This is a genomic window from Flavobacterium sp., assembly GCF_052437795.1.
GTDB lineage: Bacteria > Bacteroidota > Bacteroidia > Flavobacteriales > Flavobacteriaceae > Flavobacterium.
Genome location: NZ_JBQVPA010000006.1, coordinates 52,287 through 71,305, shown reverse-complemented (window position 1 = coordinate 71,305; position 19,019 = coordinate 52,287). Strand labels below are relative to the sequence as shown.

Below are 19,019 nucleotides of genomic sequence, written 5' to 3'. Positions count from 1 at the left end.
TTATAAATTGCTCTTTTCAATTACAGAATTTCCATAATTGTAACGCCATCGCCAATATATACTAATGATCTTTTAACTACGACCAGTCCCATTGCCTCCAGCGCTTTTTGGTAATCGGCCAATTGCCTTTCGTATTTTGGCAAATGCGCACCGGTCTTATAATCCAGCAGCCAGGCTTTGCCGTTCTTTACCGCTACCCTGTCGGGCTTTATGGTCGGCATTCCGTAGGCTATGATGCTCTGCTCGCCGAATATCGCCATACCCTCTGCAAAGAACTCCGCGAGTTCAGGATGGCAGACTACTTCTTTTAGGATCGTTTCAACATCTCCGGCCTGCGAATGGACTATCAACCCGTTCTCAATAGCCTTCATTATAGCGATCGGGATGTCGTGGACAGTGGCCACGAACGATAATATTTCGTGCATAACGTTACCAAACTCGATAGCCATCAATTGCTTCGTGCCCCACATGAGCGATTCGCGCTGCGCGATCTTTACGGCTCGGGGATCGAACCGTTCGCGTACGACCTTTATTATTTTTTGCTCTTCGGTGTGCGGTCCTGTCCCCGATAGCTTTTCAGGATCGCCAAATCCGTATTCGGCCTTCAGGTTATCGAACACGCCCTTTTGCATGAGGTATTTTATGAAGTACGATGACATATTATTGGTAAGCTCGCCCCTCGATGTAAAATTCCTGTTGGATATGATGTAGAGCTGCTCCTCGGCCCGGGTAAGCGCCACATATAATATGTTGATGTTGTCCAGCAGTTCTTCCTGCGACTTGACGAAATACATTTCGGCTGCCTTTTCGCCATATTCGGCAACAGCCTTGCTGCTGTCGATGAGCGCTTTTTGGAATTCAAAGGTCTCATCGTCCACTTCCAGCCACAACTTGTCGCGGCGGGTGCGGGCGTAGTCCTCTTCGGCAAACGGAAAGATCACTACCGGGAATTCCAGCCCTTTTGATTTATGTATCGTCGTGATGCGTACGGCATCGTTGCCTTCGGGCGAAGGAATGCTGAATTTGGACCCGTTATTGTCCCAATATTCCAGAAAGTCCCCTATGCCCGACTGCGTACGGATATCCCTTTCCAATACCAGGTCGAGGAAATACTGCACGTAGCTTTGGTTGCTTTTATCCTTTATAAAGGCATCCACGATAGTTTCCACGGCTTCATACAGTGAGCGCTTCCTGCAATTTTTAAAAGAAATGTGTATGCCGTGCTTACCCAGCCAGTTTTGGAGGGTATCTTCATCGGGCTGCCCCATGCCTTCGGCAATAAAGTCGTGCACGCCCATGCCCTGGTTTTGTGTGGCAGCGGCAAAATACAGGAATTGTGCCTTGGCCTCAATATTGGCATTGCTCTTCAGGTAGCGCAACAGGCTGATGATGAGCTTTACCTCGGTAGCATTCTCTATCAGCAGCGTTTCCGATGATAATATCGGGATGCTGTTCTCGGTAAGGTAAGTGGCCAGCAATACGCCGGGCTGCCTCTTTCGCGTAAGCAAAACAATATCCTTATACTGAAATCCTTTTTCCCGGAGGTTTTTAATGGTTGCCAGTGTCGCCTGGAGGTACAGGTCATTCTTGCTTACCTCATCCTCGAGGTCGTCCTGCTGTATTTCCGGCAGGAAAGATATATTTACGTAGCCGCCTTTTTTTGTGTTATGCTCCTGCCTGCTTGTGGCATACATCGCCTGATAATCTTCATTGCCGAATTCTTCCGAGAGAAAACTAAAAAATTCGTTATTGAAGTCGATCACCTGGCTGTAGCTGCGGTAATTGGTACCCAACTCTATTTTGCCCCAATCGGGGTTCGAGAATGGATTGTTCCCCTTTGCCAGGTCAATGAACTGCTCTGCCTTGCCGCCGCGCCAACGATAAATGGACTGCTTGGGGTCGCCCACGATCATGAGCGAGCCTTTTGTGCCCTGCAGATCTTCTGACGCGAGTGAATTATCTATTAAAGGTATCAGGTTCTGCCACTGCATCTGCGAAGTGTCCTGGAACTCATCGATGAAAAAGTGGCGGTACCTTTCGCCAAGCCTTTCATAAATGAACGGTGCGGGCTGGCTCTGTATCTCCCTATGGATAATGGCATTGAACTCGGATATCGAGAGCACGTTCTGCTCCTTCTGTATACGCTCCAGCTCCTGCCCTATCGAGTTGAGCAGCGACAGCGGAGTGATGTTCTTTAAAAATGCCTGGTAAAAATTGCGCTTCTCATAGTTTTTATAGGCTTTCGCCAAAAGCTCCAATAACTGCGGAAGCAAGGCTTCAATGGCACTTCTGTCTTTGGCCGACTTATTGATCTGAACATCCTCGGGCGCGTGGAATTTTTTATGGGTATTGCTCAAAGTCCCCTCTCTTATATATCCTATATGATTTGGGAAAGTGCCACGGGAAAATGATGTTGGGTCGATGCCACTGTTCTCAAGTGTCGCAGCTAATCCTTCACCAATTGTTTTACACTCCAGCTCCAGCGATGCGACCGTTTCCCGCAGCTTCTCACGAATAAAAATAAATTCCTCTATTGATTTATCCTTAAACTGGTGCAGCTCATTACGGTTATTCTCATCGATGAGCAGGCGGCCGGTCTGAAATAACTCATGGGTCACGTCCCAGCTTTTATCATTATCTGTCTTGTCAAGGGAAAAATCGACAAGTAGCGATGTAAGCACATCATTTTCACCTGCCTTGGCAATAATGGCATCTACGGCCTCCTGCAGCAGTATGTCCGTTTCCAGTGAAACATCAAATGTCTGCGGCAGGTTCAGGTCGTGCGCGAATGCCCTGATCACCTTGTGGGTAAATCGGTCGATGGTCGAAATATCGAACGACGCGTAGTTATGAATGATGTTCTTGATGATCGCCCTCGACTTATCCTGTATTGTAGCCAGTGACAGGCCGGTTTCCCGCGAAAGCACCGTCATCAGTGCTTCGGCCCTGTCGCCCGGTTCGTCTTTGGAAAAGTCCGAGAGGTTCATGACAATGCGCCCCTTCATCTCCTCTACCGCCTTATTGGTAAAGGTTATGGCAAGTATCTTGCGGTAAGCATCATCTGTCGGGGCCTGCAATAATATGCGCAGGTATTCCTTGACAAGCATATAGGTCTTACCTGAGCCTGCCGAGGCATTGTATATGGAAAAGGCAGTTTTAGCCACTTAAAATGAAATGTTTACGATGACATTAACTAAATTATCACAAATTCTTATTTTGTGAGACGCGATAAATCTGTAAATTTGGATTAAAATTAGTACTAATCTTTTAATATACCATCTTATGGCATTTGAATTACCTAAACTTTCCTACGCATACGATGCCCTGGAGCCGCATATTGATGCCCGCACCATGGAAATTCACCATACCAAGCACCACAATGCTTATACTACCAACCTGAATGCAGCCATAGAAGGCACTGACCTTGCAGGCAAGACGATCGAGAACATCCTGATCAACCTGGATATGTCGAACAAGCCTTTGAGGAACAACGGCGGGGGATACTACAACCACAACCTGTTCTGGACCATCCTTTCGCCAAAAGGCGGAGGCGAGCCTACAAGCGAACTGGAAGAAGCCATCGACAAGGCCTTTGGTTCATTTGAGGAGTTCAAGGCAAAATTTGCCAAAGCAGCGGCAACACAGTTCGGATCCGGATGGGCATGGCTTTGTGTTAGTAAAGGCGGCAAGCTTGACATTTGCGCTACGGCCAACCAGGACAACCCGCTAATGCCCGAGATCGGCTGCGGAGGCACACCTATACTTGGCCTTGACGTTTGGGAACATGCCTACTACCTGAACTACCAGAACAGGAGGCCTGACTATATCGAGGCTTTCTTCAATGTAGTTAACTGGGAAGAAGTAGCAAGGCGTTTTGCAACAGAAAAATAAGAAGTTTCATTCTTTATATGGGAACGGGTGCTGAGAGGCATCCGTTTTTTGTTTGTCCCGGCGGGTATAAAAAAACCGCCCCATAATAGGGCGGTCCATTCAATGTTGTTTATATCGGGACTATTCTATTTCCGACACCCTTAGGGTATTTACCATACCTTTATCGGCTACAGGCATGGCAGCAAGGTTAATAAGGATATCGCCTTTTTCTACAAAGCCTTTTTCTTTGGCAAGGTTGTTCACATCCTCAACTGTTTCGTCGGTACTAAGGAAGGCATCATAATAGAATGCCCTTACACCCCAAAGCAGGTTAAGCTGTGTAAGTATCCTTCTGTTCGAAGTAAACACAAGTATGTGTGCACCCGGCCTCCATGCAGAGATCTGGAAAGCGGTGTAGCCTGAATTCGTCAGTGTGCTGATCGCCTTAGCCTTGATGGTGTTCGCCATTTGCGCCGCGTGATAGCATATCGATTTTGTAATAAAACGCTTGGTCCTTACCTGTGGCACGTTTTGCGGTACGTGGATAAGCGGCGAATCTTCAACTGCCTCAATGATCTGGGTCATCTTCTCGATAACCTGTACCGGGTAATTACCCACCGATGTTTCGCCCGAAAGCATCACCGCGTCGGCACCGTCCATAACAGAGTTGGCTACGTCGTTCACCTCGGCACGTGTTGGCGTAAGGCTGGTGATCATGGTCTCCATCATTTGTGTGGCCACGATAACCGGTATGCGTGCAGTTTTGGCACGGTTGATAAGCTTCTTCTGGATAAGCGGCACTTCCTGCGCAGGCATTTCCACACCAAGATCACCACGCGCTACCATCAGGCCATCGCAAAATGCAACGATCTTATCGATGTTCTCTACGCCTTCCGGCTTTTCTATTTTAGCAATGATCGGGATCTTGTGGTCAGAATGTTCGGCGATAAGGTCCTGAAGCTCTTCAAGGTCTTTAGGTGTCCTTACGAACGAAAGCGCGATCCAGTCAACATTTGCCTTGATGGCGAATTTTGCGTCGCGTATGTCTTTTTCAGTTAGGGCAGGCAGTGATACTTTTGTATTGGGAAGGTTTACCCCTTTTTTCGATTTCAACGGGCCTCCCTGGACCACTATAGCCTTAACCCTGTCGGTCTTGTTCGTTTCAAGCACCTGGAACATTAGCTTGCCGTCATCAAGTAAAACCATTTCTCCCGCAGTTACATCAGCAGGGAATGCCTTGTAGTTCATGTACACATTATCAGCGGTACCAGGTACGTCTTCAGCTGTCTGGAAAGTAACAATATCGCCTTTTTTCACGATCACGTCTTCCTTCATCACACCAACGCGGAGCTTAGGCCCCTGAAGATCGGCAAGGATCGAGGTGTTATAGCCAAACTCATCATTAAGTTCCCTTATAATATCTATGCGCTCCTGTACATCGGTATAATCGGCGTGCGAAAAATTGATCCTGAATACATTTACTCCGGCTTCGATCATGTCTTTGATCACTTCCTTTGTACTGCAGGCAGGGCCTAATGTGGCTACAATTTTTGTTTTCTTGTTTGTCGGCATTCTTAAAAGATTAAATTGTTTTTCGATTTTAGTTTGTGGTGGTCAATGGTGTAAGCTGTTGCAATGTGCTTTATGGAAAGCAGGCTCTCCACAACAGTATCCAACGCAAAAACATCGGGTGTATTTTCTATTTTGAGTATATAATCTACTTTTTTGAGTTCGGGCAGCAGGAATGTGCTGGTGGCTACATTAATTCCGGAGGGCGCGAACAGCGAACCCGTGCTTTGCGTGCTCACCACGCTGTTCTTGTTCTGCACAAGGTTCCAAAAGGTCTCATCAGGGTCTTCATATACGAACCTCGAAAAACCGCTTTCGCCTTCGCTGATCGAAAATGCAATGTCAACAGGGCTTTTTTCCAGCAGGATGCCCAATTCACGATTTATGAAATACGCCAGGCGGGAATCTTCAAGGGAGGAATGTATGGCAACCAATCCATAGTCGATTGTAATAAAATCGTCGATCGATAATTTGTGAATAGCCATAACGAAGTATCCAAATAAGCCGTAAATATACGGCTTATAACGCAGAATGTATTAAGAAAAATTAAACTTTTTGTAAATATTTCTACGAAAACGTTTGAGTAAACTGCTAACTTCTGTTATTTTTTGTTAATTTTCTCCTGAAATGCAAAAAACGCCCTTTGCGATGCTTTCTCCTCCGCTTTCTTTTTAGAAGTGGCCCTTGCACGCGAGATCACACGTCCGCCTATGGTAAGCTTCACGGCAAAATGCTTCTGTCCCTCCTTGCCATTGTCTTCATATACTTCGTAGTTGAAAGGCTTCTTTTCTTTTTGGCACCACTCGATCACAAGGCTCTTGTAGCTTATCACCTTGCCCTCAAGCTTGGCAATGTCCACATAGGGATGCACTACCTTTTTATGGATGAATTTCTCGCAGTACTCAAAGCCGCGGTCCAAATATATCGCGCCAATGAGCGCCTCGAAAAGATTGCCGTGGATGTTCTCGCCAAAATGCTGCGCCGACACCTTGCTCTCCACCCACTTGATCAGGTTGAGGTCGCGGCCAAGCTCATTGAGGTGCTCGCGGCTTACGATCTTGGAGCGCATTTTGGTCAGGTAGCCTTCGTCGCCGGTAGGCACTTCATTAAAAAGGTGCGCGGCTATGACCGACCCCAGCATGGCATCGCCTAAAAATTCCAGACGCTCGTAATTTACAGGGTGGCCGTTCTCGTCTAACTTGTTAGACGAGCGGTGGGTAAAAGCCCTGCGGTAAATATCAAGATCTAGCGGGAGGAAACCCAGCATTTTGTTCATTTCCTCAAAAAAAATCCCGCCTTCCTGAGGAAGACGGGGAGTTTTTGAAAATATTTTTTTAAATAAACCCATGATCAGGGAATTACATTTCCAATTTTTTAACCAATACGCAAGCATTGTGGCCGCCAAACCCAAAGGTATTGCTCATTACCACTTTCATGTCCCTTTTCTGGGCCTTGTTAAAGGTAAAGTTAAGCTTAGGGTCTATGTTCTCATCATCCGTAAAGTGGTTGATGGTAGGGGGTACGATACCATGCCTGATAGAAAGTATCGAAGCTATGGTCTCTATAGCCCCGGCAGCCCCAAGCAGGTGGCCCGTCATTGATTTTGTTGAATTCAGGTTCAGTGTGTACGCATGATTGCCAAACACTTCCAGTATCGCCTTAGATTCGGCAATGTCACCCAGCGGTGTAGAAGTGCCGTGCATGTTCACGCCATCTACGTCTTCAGGCTTTAAGCCCGCGTCGCGAAGGCAGTTCAGCATCACGTTGCGCGCGCCAAGCCCTTCCGGGTGTGGTGCTGTAATGTGGTGGGCATCGGCACTCATGCCGCCTCCGCCAATTTCGCAGTATATATTGGCACCCCTTGCTTTGGCGTGCTCATATTCTTCAAGTATAAGTGCGCCTGCCCCTTCGCCCAGCACAAAGCCTTCACGGTCCTTGTCCATTGGCCTGGATGCGGTTTGAGGGTCATCATTGCGTGTAGACAGGGCATGCATGGCATTGAACCCGCCCATTCCGGCAATGGTCACGGCAGCCTCGCTACCTCCTGTCACCATAACGTCGGCATGGCCCAGGCGGATGTAGTTAAAGGCATCTATAAGAGCGTTGGTAGACGATGCGCAGGCCGAAACTGTAGTGAAATTCGGCCCCCTGAAACCATATTTTATAGAGATATGGCCCCCAGCGATGTCGGCGATCATTTTTGGTATGAAGAACGGGTTGAACTTTGGCACACCGCTTCCGGCAGCAAAATTCATCACTTCTTCCTGGAAGGTTTCAAGCCCCCCAATGCCCGAGCCCCATATAACGCCTACCCTGTCCTTGTCCAGCCTGTCAAAGTCAAAATTGGCATCCTTCACGGCTTCCTCGGTAGAAACAAGGGCATACTGGGCATACCTGTCCATTTTCCTTGCCTCTTTTCTGTCTATAAAATCCTCAACCTTGAAATTCTTTACTTCGCAGGCGAATTTTGTTTTGAAGTGGGTAGTGTCAAAATATGTAATCGGAGCTGCACCGCTTACGCCGTTTACAAGGCTGTTCCAGTATTCTTCTACCGTATTGCCTATGGGCGTTAATGCACCAAGCCCTGTTACTACTACTCTTCTTAATTCCATAAGGTACTTTTTATAGTTTCAAATTATAGAACAATACCCATGTGTCGCTAATATACTATAGGAAAACATGGGCATTGATATTATTTTCATGAATGCTCTCAAAAAAAAGCGGTTCATTTTTAAGCGTTGAATGTAAGGCCAATAAATAACAACATCCATGCAATCATGACTGCATGGATGTCATTTATTTATTATTTTTTTGCTTCTTCAATGTAAGAGATAGCCTGACCAACAGTAGCAATGTTCTCTGCCTGATCGTCCGGGATTTGAATGTCAAATTCTTTCTCAAATTCCATGATAAGCTCAACAGTGTCCAGGGAATCAGCTCCCAAATCGTTTGTGAAGCTTGCTTCTGTTACAACTTCGTTTTCGTCAACACCTAATTTGTCTACGATAATCGCTTTTACTCTTGATGCAATGTCTGACATAATCTTTAATTTTAGAATTTAAATTGAACGGCAAAAATAAAAAAACTTATCTTATAACCGCGTGTTAGCCCAAAAATGTGACCACTAAAATAAAAAATTAATTTTACAATTTTATGAATTCGCCGTTATTTTGCAGATTATTTAAACATTTTTGCACTATTAAAAATTTGCCCTGATGAAAAATATAATTCTGTTCGCTTCCGGCGGCGGCTCCAACGCACAGCGTATCATGGAATACTTCGGGCAAAGGGACGGCTACCGTGTCAGGGGCCTGTTCACCAACAACCCGAATGCCGGTGCCATTGCTGTTGCCGACAGCCACGATGTACCCTCGGTCATCTTTACCCGCGAAGAACTTAATGACGGCACACTATTGCGGGAAGTAAAACAGTATGACCCCCACATTATCGTGCTGGCAGGCTTTTTATGGAAATTCCCCGCAGATATTATAAAGGAGTACCCGCATAAAGTGATCAACATTCACCCGGCGCTGCTGCCTAACTACGGGGGCAAGGGCATGTATGGCATGAACGTGCACCGTGCCGTGCATGAAAATAAGGATAAGGAAAGCGGCATTACCATACACTATGTAAATGAACATTACGATGAAGGCAATGTCATTTTACAGAAAGCCATAGCTGTTGAGGAATGCCTGAGCCCGGAAGAGGTGGCGCTAAAGGTTTTGAGCCTGGAGCATGAACATTTTCCGGAGGTTATTGAACAGCTTTTAAATAAGGAAGTATGAAAAACTTAATTTTAATATGCTTAGGACTATTGCTTTTCAGCTGTGATAAAAAAGAGCATAAGACCACACATGTACTGGCTCCCGAAAAGCATTTTAAAGACGCTTATAATGAAGGCCGCTGTGATACAGAATTTGATATTTTTTTCAAAAAATTCCAATCCGATAGCATTTTCCAAAGGCAGCACGTAAAATTCCCGCTTAAGAACACCTACCTAAACAGCGATGGCGATTACGAAGTAGTGAGAAAAGATATCACCATCTTAAATTACCGATTCCTCGATCTCACAAAAGACGTGGAAGCCGCAAAAGCAGAAAATGGTGCCTTTACCATCCATATCGAAAAACGAAAAGACTCGGTTTTTTACCAAACGAGGGGAATTGACAATGGCATTCATGCAGACATCAAATTCGCATTCATCGATGGTTGTTGGCATTTATAGCAATAGAGGATTCTTCAACATAACCGGATCAAGATATCAACAAATAAACCATATCAACATTGTCCCACACAGTCCACATATATACCGATGGCGCAGCCAAAGGAAACCCAGGCCCCGGCGGCTACGGCGTAGTCATGGAACAGGTGGGCACAGGCTACCGCAAGGAGTTTTACGAGGGCTTCCGGCTAACGACCAATAACCGCATGGAATTGCTGGCCGTGATCGTCGGGTTGGAAAAGCTCAGCAAGCCGGGGACAAGCGCATTGGTAGTGTCTGATTCCAAGTATGTGATCGATTCGATCACCAAAGGCTGGGTGCTCGGATGGGAAAAGAAAGGCTATGCGGGAAAAAAGAATCCCGACCTATGGAAACGCTTCCTGAAAATATACCGCCAGCACAAGGTAGATTTCAAATGGGTAAAAGGCCACAACAACCACCCGCAAAACGAGCGCTGCGACCAATTGGCAGTCATGGCGTCAATGCAACCGAAACTGAATGTGGATGCGTATTATGAAGCGGAGGGGAAGAAACTGACATGACAAGAAGTTCAACTATTCCGCTGATTGAACAAAATTGTGATGGTTCAATTTTCGCCCGTTGCTCCTGTAATTGTTTTTGTAGAAATAAAAATTAGTTTGGAACACGTTGTTGTATAAAACTCTGTTAAATCGGTCATAGGAAAGTGCGGAACAGGTCATTAGCCTTTTGTATAATGACAATAATTTAGGGAATACTTCCGGCTCGTTGTCAATATCCAGTCTAAGGCCAAAAAAGAACATGTCGTTTTGGTCGTCCTCGTGTTTCTGCAGGTCGAAGTAGGCAAAAACTTTCTTGTCATTATCCGAATGAAAAACTTCAACATCATTACTACCATGATATTTCTTACTGACTATGTGTTTGTCGAATGGTATCGCTAAAATTTCAAGCAATGCAGGTATTTCGGAGCCATCCAAATTAGTTTCCCACGAGCTGTTTTCATCCGGGAAAACCTCATAAAAACAACATGAAAAGTAGATCTCTAGATACTGCATAAGGTTAATTGTCATTAAAAATCCCACGAGAACGACCCAAAGATGATCGCTGTAAAAACAATGAGCACCACAACCTGTGCGATAATGTAACGCCCGATGGCCTGCTGCTTTTTGCGCTGCTTAATGGATTTGAAAACATTCAAAAAGGTAGGCGGTACTACGATCAGGGCAAGGTAGATGTAAAAGTTAGCCTGTGTAAACGTAAAACTGTCCTTTTCCAGTCCCCATACACGGATAGAAAACACGGGGTACAGGTGGTGCACGATGAATATCCATAAAACCTCGAGCAGCAATATTGCCCATCCACCGGCATAGTCAGTTTTAGCTACAGGCTTTTTTACTTCGGTTTCTTCAGGGTTTTCCATTTCCGTTTTTATGTTTCCCCAAAAATAAGCAAAAACCCGCTGCCAAGGTTTGTAAACCTGTAACTTTGAACTTTCCAACTTTGCGGCCTTCCAACTTTGCGACTTTGAAACTTTTGACTTTGCAACTAATATACTATCTTTGCGCCTTCAAAATCAAAACCTTTATGAACAAATTACTGATCGTTGGCACTGTTGCTTATGACGCTATTGAATCGCCATTCGGCAAAACGGATAAGATCCTTGGCGGGGCCGCAACCTATATCGGCCTTTCGGCTTCATTTTTCAAGGTGCAGTCGGCCATCGTGTCGGTGATCGGTGACGATTTTGACCAAAAGCACATCGACCTGCTGAAAAGCAAGAACATTGACCTTACCGGGCTTGAAACGGTAGCAGGCGGAAAGACGTTCTTTTGGAGCGGCCGCTACCACAACGACCTGAATTCGCGCGATACCTTGTCGACAGAGCTTAACGTACTGGCCGACTTCAATCCTATAGTACCGGAGCATTTTAAGGATGCCGATGTAGTAATGCTGGGCAACCTGCACCCTATTGTACAATCGGGCGTGCTGGACCAGATGACTGCCAAGCCAAAGCTTGTGGTGCTCGACACTATGAACTTTTGGATGGACTGTGCGCTGCCGGAACTGCTTGACGTAATGAAGCGTGTGGACGTAATAACGATAAACGACGAAGAGGCACGCCAGCTTTCGGGCGAATATTCGCTGGTTAAGGCGGCTGCCAAGATACACACCATGGGTCCAAAATATGTGGTCATCAAAAAAGGGGAGCACGGCGCTTTGCTGTTCAACGATAAGCAGGTGTTCTTTGCCCCGGCACTGCCGCTTGAGGAAGTGTTCGACCCAACGGGCGCAGGCGATACGTTTGCCGGAGGATTCGCGGGCTACATTGCCCAAAGCGAGAATGTATCATTCGAGAATATGAAGAATGGCATCATTTATGCCTCTAACCTTGCATCGTTCTGTGTAGAGAAATTTGGCACCGAACGAATGGAAACGCTACGGAAGGAGGAGGTCCAGGCACGCCTCCAACAGTTTAGATCGCTAACGCAGTTCGACATTGCGCTTGAAGAAGAAGAATAAAAGTAAAGGCCTCATTGTGGGCCTTTTTTTAATATGTAACTACACACAACAACAACTATGAGTGACGCTATCAAGCACGAATGCGGGATCGCAATGCTAAGGCTGCTAAAGCCTTTGGAATACTATAAGGAAAAATACGGCTCGGCTTTTTACGGCATACAAAAAATGTACCTGCTGATGGAAAAGCAGCACAACCGCGGCCAGGACGGCGCAGGATTTGCCAGCATCAAGATGGATGTAAAGCCCGGACAGCGCTACATTAGCCGGGTACGTTCGAACCATCAACAGCCCATACAGGACATTTTTGCGCAGATCAATGGGCGGATAAGCGAAGAGCTTGCCCTGCATCCGGAATACAATGATGATGTTGCCCTGCAAAAAGAACACCTTCCCTACATAGGCGAATTGTTCCTGGGCCACGTGCGCTACGGTACTTTTGGAAAGAACAGCATCGAGAGCGTACACCCGTTCCTGAGGCAGAACAACTGGATGCACCGCAACCTGATCGTGGCCGGCAACTTTAACATGACCAATGTAAGCCAGCTGTTCAACAATTTGGTTGAACTGGGCCAGCACCCTAAGGAACTTGCCGACACCGTGACCATCATGGAGAACATAGGCCATTTCCTTGACGATGAGGTAAGCGAGCTGTACCAAACCTGCAAAAATGAGGGTTACACGAAACAGGAGGCCTCGGCGATAATATCCGAAAGGCTTAATATTGCCCGAATACTAAAGCGCGCTTCAAAGCAATGGGATGGCGGCTTTGCCATGGCAGGATTATTAGGACACGGCGACAGCTTTGTATTCCGCGATCCGGCAGGCATACGCCCGGCATATTATTACCAGGACGACGAGATCGCCGTAGTGGCATCTGAAAGGCCGGTGATACAGACCGTATTTAACGTGCCTTTCGATAAAGTGCAGGAATTGGAGCCCGGTAATGCGATCATCATCAAGAAAGACGGTACTGTAAGCATGCAGGAGATCATCCCACCCGTTACAAAAAAAGCATGCTCGTTCGAGCGCATTTACTTCTCCCGCGGGAGCGATGCCGAAATATACAGGGAGCGCAAGGAACTTGGCAGGCTGGTATTGCCGCAGGTGCTGGAGGCAATTGACAATGATACCGATAATGCTGTTTTCTCCTACATCCCGAATACGGCAGAAACCTCATTCTTCGGGATGGTAGAGGCCGCGCAGGATTTCCTTAACGACAGGAAAAACACCGACATCCTGGAAAACAGGCATACCCTGAATGCCGAAACGCTGAAAGAACTACTTTCAGTAAAGATACGTACCGAGAAGATCGCCATAAAAGATGTAAAGCTGCGTACTTTTATTACTGAGGACAGCAGCCGCGACGACCTTGTAGAGCACGTATATGATGTGACCTATGGCGTGATAAAGCCCGAAGACAACCTGGTGATCATAGACGACTCTATTGTAAGAGGTACGACCTTGAAAAAAAGCATCATCAAAATGATGGACAGGCTAAACCCTAAGCGGATCGTAATCGTATCGTCGGCACCGCAGATACGCTACCCCGACTGTTACGGCATTGACATGGCCAAGCTGGAAGGGCTGGTGGCCTTCCGTGCCGCAGAGGAGCTGCTGAAGGAAAGGGGCATGGGCCACATCATTGAGGAGGTATACCAAAAGTCCAAAGCACAGGAAAACCTTCCCGACAATGAGGTGGTGAACTATGTGAGGGATTTCTATGCACCGTTCACCGATAAGGAAATATCTGATAAGATCGCCCAAATGCTGACGGAAGACCACATTAAAGCCGAAGTGAAGATCATCTTCCAGACGGTGGATAACCTGCATATAGCCTGCCCTAAGAATTTGGGAGACTGGTATTTCACTGGCGATTATCCAACACCGGGAGGCAACAGAGTGGTAAACAGGGCGTTCATTAATTATTACGAAGGTAATGATGCCCGTGCGTATTAAACCCTCACAAGCTAAAAATCTGCATTTCAACGAGTATATTGCGCATTTAGTCTAAACCGTTTGTGGGAATAAAACAAGCGCCGTATGTTTGCTCCAGAAAATAGCATTAGTAAATTTAATTTTACGGTATTTTTGGGGGCAGAAAAAGGGAAAACCATTCGTTTTCCCTTTTTTATTTTATTTGCTTTTTGTTTGTAGGAATCCTTCTTTATAGGTCAAAAGGTTAAAAATATAACATATGCATGCATTTCAACGATTTTAGCAGACATTTCATCAGATTTATTTTGCGGTAACAATATTCCTGCTTATGTTTGCTCCAGAAAATAGCATTAGTAAATTAATTTTACGGTATTTTTGGGGGCAAAAAAAGGGAAAACACATCGTTTTCCCTTTTTTATTTTATGCAGTTCCCTGCGATACAAATTCCCTATCTCTCTCCTCTATTAGAATTACGGCATTAGTTTTGCTGTCATTAATACATAGGTATAGCTATGGTTCTTGCCATTTAGCAATAAAAAACTATATTTGGATAAATTTATAAATCTATGAGATCAAGCAATCCATTTTTTAAAGACAGATCATTTACAGCAACGTCCCGCGTTTATGGAGCTGAGCAGGATGCCTACATTGTAAGCCGGAATGAGACCATGACGGTAAACGGTACTATTAATAGATCGATGTTCCTTTTTGCCATACTTGTTACCAGCGCTTTTTTTAGCGGATATTTAATGCTGTTCCAGGGTGTGCATCCGTATGCATTGATGGCGGGCGGTATTATAACAGCTTTGATAGTTGCATTGATAGCACGTTTCAAACCGGCCTATTCGGGCGTACTTGCACCGGCCTATGCCTTGTTCGAAGGGCTGTTCATAGGTGCTATTACACTAATATTCGAAGTAATGTACCCTGGCATTGCCATTAAAGCTTCGGGCGCGACATTAGTTACCTTCATGGTTTGCTTCCTGCTGTACAGGTTTGGCATTGTTAAAGTGACAGAACGGTTCAGGTCGGTGGTTATCGCATCAGTACTTGCCATTATGACCTATTATTTCATATCGTTCATTGTGACGTTAATTACCGGAACGCCATTGGTAGGGGTTTCCATGCAGGACAGTTCGTGGATGAGCATTGGCATCAGCGCGTTCGTATGTGTGGTAGCAGCGCTTAATCTGTTCCTTAATTTCGACATGATCGAACAGGGAGCGCAGCGCAGGCTTCCAAAGCACATGGAATGGTTTAGTGCAATGGGCCTGATGATGGCTGTTATATGGCTGTATTTAGAATTGCTTAGCCTGTTCGCCAAAATATCCGGAAGGGATTAATAGTAAGATATCCGATCTCGGATGTTCCTATTAGTATATAAATTAAGCCATCCACAAGGGTGGCTTTTTATTAATCCATTTTTTGATTAATGCATTATATAGCTATTTATTTAAGCGATGGCTTATTTTGAATTAATAAATAATTAGCCATGTCAATTTTTCATAATTATTTGTTAATTCAAAATATTGAAAATCATAATCCGTTAGTTTTATGACAATTAACCAAACCTTACTATGCAAGCCAAAAAACTATTTAAACAGGGGCTCCTGCTAATTTTAATGCTCTTTTCCCTAACTGGCTGTGACGAAGAGGCATTTGAATTCAACCGGAACAATGAAGAGACCATTACACGAAAGATCTCGCTGGAAGAACTGAAAAAAAGGCCGAAAGCTTACCAAAAGTTGCTGCAATATATGGAAAAGGCCGGCGCCGGCGATTCCCGTAAAAATGTGTATAATAGCAAATATGAATTTGCCGTTGATACGTCAGAGATCATCTATGTGGATAAGGGGGAATTATCATTCCTATACATTTGCGATATACCCGGATGATGACAAGGGTTATGTAGAAAACCTGTTCCTGCACCTACAGCCGGATGGCACCTACATGGCTTTCCTTGTACAGTATGATTTTAACGAGGATGACCTTGACAACCTTAAAAAAGGCAAAAACATGCCAAACCTGAGCGCGCAGACGGTATTTTATCCCCTGCCCGACTTTGACAGCGATGCTGTACTCCAGGGCCGCAGCTGCCTTATGTCATTTGTGGTAAACTGTACCTACCAGGTAACAGTAACCCAGACACCAAAAGAACAGGGTGACCTGGTGGGCTGCGACAGCCCCGACTGCCTGTATGACTACACTTATACCTATACCCTTATAGGCTGCACGTACAGCAGTACCGATTGTGGCGGCCTCATGACGACCGGACCGGTATATGACCGGTTCTCCGCTAATGGCGGCAGCGGGGGTGGCGGCCCTAAAATAGGGGAGCATCCTATAATAGGGATATCGGTTAGTGATGATGCAAAGCATATAAGGGAGTTGAACAGGATAAGCAACAGGACAGGGAACACGCCTAATCCGTTACGCGACTATATAGATAGCCTTAAGGCACAGCTGGGTACAGCGACCGAAGAAAATGGCATGGAGGTTCGCAAAGGACCTAACGGCACATATTACGAAATTGATCCAGTCGACAAAAACTTTGACTATGTTTCTTTTGCCGCGCCTATAATGAATACAGTTTTGTATTTGCACATACATCATAATTATACGTATATAGAAAACGGGGAAGACATATATATTGATCCCGTACCTAGCGGAGGGGACTTTTTTGGGTTCGCAAGGGCATTTGATATGTTAAGCGATACTAACTCACCCGACAAGGATAACCTCACATCAATAATAATCTCACGGAACGGATTGTATGCCATGAGGATTGACGACCCGCAAAAGGTAATTGATTTCTCCACTAATATATCTGAAAATGTAGATATGCAGAATGGGTTAGAAGAAGAGTTTTCTGAAAATGTTACTAAAAAGGGTAGAGCAGAAGCGAAGAACCAATGTAATGGATGCTCTACTGAAGAGTTAAAAGTACTGGAAGATATTGAAGTGGAAAAGGCTTTCATTAACCATATGAAAGATTATAATCAAAAATTTAGTACAGGTATAAAAGTATATAAAGGTACTTTAAATCCCGATACTGGTAACTACAGTTGGACAAAAATCATCGATTAATATTAAGATTATGAAAAAATATATTTGGATTGTTACTTTATTGACTTATGTAGGCTTATATTCTCAAGAAACAATAATTCCACTTGAGGAAAGATATACTAATGAGCTACCTTTTAGCAATCTTTACTTTAAAGATGTAACAGGGTACCTAAACAAATATATTGGAACGTGGGAACACAGTAGCAGTAGCGTTTACTTAAAAGTTAAATTCTACAAGATGCCACATGCCAAAGGAGGTTTTGGAACTTATGAGGATATATTTGAAGACGAGCTTCGTTCGTATATTTTGTATAAGGTATTGGAAAATGGTACTTGGATAACCAAGTATAATACATTTGCTGTAGCTCTTATTACAGATGATGATGCCAATTCACGATCAATTCGTGGCAACTTTAAGACTTATGACGATAAACTTAGTTTGAGCTACACTGAACCTACAACACATTGCAGAAGACGAAAAGCTGCTTCTTTAGACCTTAAAGTTTTTGATGAAAACGGGATAGGAAAATTAAAATGGGACAGGAAAATGCCAAGAAATAACCGTATTGGCGATGGCGTTTGCCCTGACGGGACCCTATGGGATGAATCTGATTTTATTATTCCAGCAAACATGATTTTGACTAAAGTAAATTAATCAAAGGCCATCTTCACCGATGGCTTTTTGTTTTTAAGGAATCCCTAATCTCATACTAAGATCAAAACTCAAATTTCAACTGTACCGCAACCGTCTTTGCGGGTTTACCGGTATCTGTTTCAGTATTGAGGTTGGAGAGCGATATCCCCAGCAGCCGCACAGAGTCCTTGGGCTTTTCCTGGTATAAAAGTTCTTTCACAGTTTCCAGGATAAGGCTTTTATCGGATATGAAATAAGGCAATGTCTTGCTCCGGGTTTGTACGGTAAAGTCGGAATACTTTATCTTAAGCGTAACGGTCTTGCCGGCGATCTTCTTTTTCCCAAGGCGGCGGTCAAGTTCATTAGCAATGTCGGTCAGCTTTTCCTCCATGAATACTTCTGATACCAGGTTCTCAAAAAAGGTATGTTCCGTCCCTACCGATTTGGCTATGCGGTTACTCTTCACCTCGCTGTTATGGATGCCCCGCACCACATAATAGTAGTAGCTCCCCGACTTCCCGAAATGCTCCGAGAGATATTCCTCTGTTTTTTCCTTCAGGTCTTTACCCGTGAAAATACCCAGTTGGTACATCCTTTCCTCAGTCACTTTGCCCACGCCGTAAAATTTACCGATAGGCAGGTTCTCCAGGAAGTCCGAAACCTCATCGGGGTTAACGGTCTTTTGTCCGTTAGGTTTGTTGTAATCACTGGCAACCTTTGCTATGAATTTATTGATGGAAATACCTGCAGAAGCTGTTAACCCCGTAACCTCAAAAATGCGCTTTCGTATCTCGGTGGCAATGAGCGTGGCGCTGGGGTTGCCTTTTTTGTTATGGGTAACGTCAAGGTACGCTTCGTCAAGCGACAGGGGTTCCACCTTATCTGTATACTCATGGAAAATTTGCCGTATCTGGCGCGAAACTTCGGTATACCTATCAAACCTCGGCTTGACGAATATAAGCTCAGGACACCTTTTTTTTGCCAAAAAACCGCTGATGGCACTGCGCACCCCAAACTTTCTGGCTTCATAGCTCGCCGCCGCCACTACCCCCCTGCTCGACCCTCCGCCCACGGCAATGGGCTTGCCCCGCAGTTCAGGGTTGTCCAGCTGCTCTACCGATGCATAGAACGCATCCATGTCTACGTGGATGATCTTACGTTGGTATATTTCCGGCAGCCCCTCTTCTTCCATACTGTAAAATTAGTTATTTTACGGCTAACGGA

General features: G+C 45.1%; 19 protein-coding genes. 10 read left to right on the top strand and 9 right to left on the bottom strand.

The features are described 5' to 3' along the window. Positions 1–20 precede the first annotated feature (20 nt). Positions 21–3,164, bottom strand: coding sequence for a UvrD-helicase domain-containing protein (locus tag ACT6R0_RS17095; RefSeq protein WP_444655054.1), 3,144 nt, complete (start codon positions 3,162–3,164; stop codon positions 21–23). A 118-nt stretch (positions 3,165–3,282) separates the two neighbouring features. Between ACT6R0_RS17095 and ACT6R0_RS17090 the strand changes: the two genes are divergently transcribed. Then, positions 3,283–3,891, top strand: a complete 609-nt coding sequence (locus ACT6R0_RS17090; protein WP_444655052.1) for a superoxide dismutase — start codon at positions 3,283–3,285, stop codon at positions 3,889–3,891. Between the two features lie 120 nt (positions 3,892–4,011). Here the strand turns inward: ACT6R0_RS17090 and pyk are convergent, their stop codons facing one another. The 5 genes from pyk to ACT6R0_RS17065 all read right to left on the bottom strand — a co-directional run bounded on the left by pyk (position 4,012) and on the right by ACT6R0_RS17065 (position 8,479). Beyond that, entirely contained in the window at positions 4,012–5,442 is a 1,431-nt protein-coding gene (pyk, locus tag ACT6R0_RS17085) for a pyruvate kinase (protein ID WP_444655051.1), read from the bottom strand. A gap of 2 nt (positions 5,443–5,444) precedes the next feature. Beyond that, positions 5,445–5,924, bottom strand: a complete 480-nt coding sequence (locus tag ACT6R0_RS17080) for an IPExxxVDY family protein (RefSeq protein WP_444655050.1) — start codon at positions 5,922–5,924, stop codon at positions 5,445–5,447. Between the two features lie 116 nt (positions 5,925–6,040). Next, positions 6,041–6,787, bottom strand: coding sequence for a ribonuclease III (gene rnc / locus ACT6R0_RS17075; RefSeq protein WP_444655048.1), 747 nt, complete (start codon positions 6,785–6,787; stop codon positions 6,041–6,043). A 10-nt stretch (positions 6,788–6,797) separates the two neighbouring features. Continuing rightward, on the bottom strand, positions 6,798–8,051 hold the full coding sequence (fabF, locus tag ACT6R0_RS17070; protein WP_444655046.1) for a beta-ketoacyl-ACP synthase II: 1,254 nt from the start codon (positions 8,049–8,051) through the stop codon (positions 6,798–6,800). 191 nt (positions 8,052–8,242) lie between these two features. Next, the gene (locus tag ACT6R0_RS17065) at positions 8,243–8,479 is read right to left on the bottom strand and encodes an acyl carrier protein (RefSeq protein WP_007137004.1); all 237 of its coding nucleotides are present in this window, start codon (positions 8,477–8,479) and stop codon (positions 8,243–8,245) included. Positions 8,480–8,654: 175 nt separating this feature from the next. Between ACT6R0_RS17065 and purN the strand changes: the two genes are divergently transcribed. The 3 genes from purN to rnhA are packed head-to-tail and all read left to right on the top strand — an operon-like array spanning position 8,655 to position 10,203. Further along, entirely contained in the window at positions 8,655–9,224 is a 570-nt protein-coding gene (gene purN, locus ACT6R0_RS17060; protein WP_444655045.1) for a phosphoribosylglycinamide formyltransferase, read from the top strand. Then, positions 9,221–9,664, top strand: coding sequence for a DUF4348 domain-containing protein (locus ACT6R0_RS17055; RefSeq protein ID WP_444655044.1), 444 nt, complete (start codon positions 9,221–9,223; stop codon positions 9,662–9,664). Before purN ends, ACT6R0_RS17055 begins: the two co-directional genes overlap by 4 nt. A gap of 59 nt (positions 9,665–9,723) precedes the next feature. Next, positions 9,724–10,203, top strand: a complete 480-nt coding sequence (rnhA, locus tag ACT6R0_RS17050) for a ribonuclease HI (RefSeq protein WP_444655043.1) — start codon at positions 9,724–9,726, stop codon at positions 10,201–10,203. Positions 10,204–10,215: 12 nt separating this feature from the next. Here the strand turns inward: rnhA and ACT6R0_RS17045 are convergent, their stop codons facing one another. Beyond that, on the bottom strand, positions 10,216–10,695 hold the full coding sequence (locus ACT6R0_RS17045) for a hypothetical protein (protein ID WP_444655042.1): 480 nt from the start codon (positions 10,693–10,695) through the stop codon (positions 10,216–10,218). Between the two features lie 14 nt (positions 10,696–10,709). Next, the gene (locus ACT6R0_RS17040; protein WP_444655041.1) at positions 10,710–11,060 is read right to left on the bottom strand and encodes a hypothetical protein; all 351 of its coding nucleotides are present in this window, start codon (positions 11,058–11,060) and stop codon (positions 10,710–10,712) included. 164 nt (positions 11,061–11,224) lie between these two features. Here ACT6R0_RS17040 and ACT6R0_RS17035 point away from each other — a divergent pair, with 164 nt between their 5' ends. From ACT6R0_RS17035 to ACT6R0_RS17010, 6 genes are all read left to right on the top strand, one after another. After that, positions 11,225–12,160: a PfkB family carbohydrate kinase gene (locus ACT6R0_RS17035; RefSeq protein WP_444655040.1), complete on the top strand. Its 936-nt coding sequence runs from the start codon at positions 11,225–11,227 to the stop codon at positions 12,158–12,160. Between the two features lie 57 nt (positions 12,161–12,217). Continuing rightward, a complete protein-coding gene (locus tag ACT6R0_RS17030) occupies positions 12,218–14,116 on the top strand; it encodes an amidophosphoribosyltransferase (protein ID WP_444655039.1) in 1,899 nt (632 codons plus the stop codon). Positions 14,117–14,661: 545 nt separating this feature from the next. Further along, positions 14,662–15,438 carry a Bax inhibitor-1/YccA family protein gene (locus tag ACT6R0_RS17025; RefSeq protein WP_444655038.1) on the top strand — a complete coding sequence of 259 codons (777 nt, stop codon included), beginning with the start codon at positions 14,662–14,664 and terminating at the stop codon, positions 15,436–15,438. A gap of 279 nt (positions 15,439–15,717) precedes the next feature. Continuing rightward, positions 15,718–15,990, top strand: a complete 273-nt coding sequence (locus ACT6R0_RS17020; RefSeq protein WP_444655037.1) for a hypothetical protein — start codon at positions 15,718–15,720, stop codon at positions 15,988–15,990. After that, entirely contained in the window at positions 15,938–17,182 is a 1,245-nt protein-coding gene (locus tag ACT6R0_RS17015; protein ID WP_444655036.1) for a hypothetical protein, read from the top strand. Before ACT6R0_RS17020 ends, ACT6R0_RS17015 begins: the two co-directional genes overlap by 53 nt. Before the next feature lie 10 nt (positions 17,183–17,192). After that, the gene (locus tag ACT6R0_RS17010) at positions 17,193–17,816 is read left to right on the top strand and encodes a DUF6705 family protein (RefSeq protein WP_444655035.1); all 624 of its coding nucleotides are present in this window, start codon (positions 17,193–17,195) and stop codon (positions 17,814–17,816) included. A gap of 61 nt (positions 17,817–17,877) precedes the next feature. Here the strand turns inward: ACT6R0_RS17010 and dinB are convergent, their stop codons facing one another. Then, the gene (dinB, locus tag ACT6R0_RS17005) at positions 17,878–18,987 is read right to left on the bottom strand and encodes a DNA polymerase IV (protein ID WP_444655034.1); all 1,110 of its coding nucleotides are present in this window, start codon (positions 18,985–18,987) and stop codon (positions 17,878–17,880) included. Between the last annotated feature and the right edge of the window lie 32 nt (positions 18,988–19,019).